The 512-nt window shown below is 40.6% G+C and carries 1 protein-coding gene; it reads right to left on the bottom strand.

What is annotated here, in order from left to right; translation table 11 throughout:
• Positions 1-119 precede the first annotated feature (119 nt).
• Positions 120-338 carry a hypothetical protein gene (locus PL85_RS18500; protein ID WP_088733365.1) on the bottom strand — a complete coding sequence of 73 codons (219 nt, stop codon included), beginning with the start codon at positions 336-338 and terminating at the stop codon, positions 120-122.
• Positions 339-512: the final 174 nt, after the last annotated feature.

Genomic DNA, 512 nt, shown 5'->3' with positions numbered 1-512 from the left:
TAAGAAAAAACGCCCCCAATCAGGAGGCGTTGATACCAGTGTAGACCCCGTAAACGAAAGCCCCACCAGTTGAAAGAGCAATAAGAATAGTGATGACGTCCGAAACGAGGTCTACCATGTTAGTGCATTGCCTTTATGATCATGTTTAAGCCAAAACCAGTAGCAGCCATTACGATTAGACCAACAACGACTAAAGTGTAGTTTGATTGGCCAGCAGTAACCGCAGCATCAATAGCTTCAGGAACGGTAATAGCAAATGAGCTTGAAGAAGCTACGGCAGCAGTTACGCCAGTTGCGATAGTTGCAGCATGTTTTTTCATGACGTTGATAAATTTCATAGTATTTACTCTCTTTACTAAGTTAATGATTAACCTCGACCGAGGACTTTTAAAATACGACCCAAAATATGACCCGACACAAAGGACAATAATATATAACCTGTTACGTCAGTATATAATTGAGGGTCGATAGTTAACGAACCTAGCGAATTGCTTTGTAATTGTTCCAACTAA

Origin of the sequence: Vibrio anguillarum (assembly GCF_001989995.2) — a bacterium.
GTDB lineage: Bacteria > Pseudomonadota > Gammaproteobacteria > Enterobacterales > Vibrionaceae > Vibrio > Vibrio anguillarum.
This window is presented reverse-complemented; position numbering and strand designations above follow the sequence as displayed.

Bases quoted from the DNA above. Each gene is read 5' to 3' on its own strand.
- PL85_RS18500 (WP_088733365.1), bottom strand. From the start codon at position 338: ATGAAATTTATCAACGTCATGAAAAAACATGCTGCAACTATCGCAACT.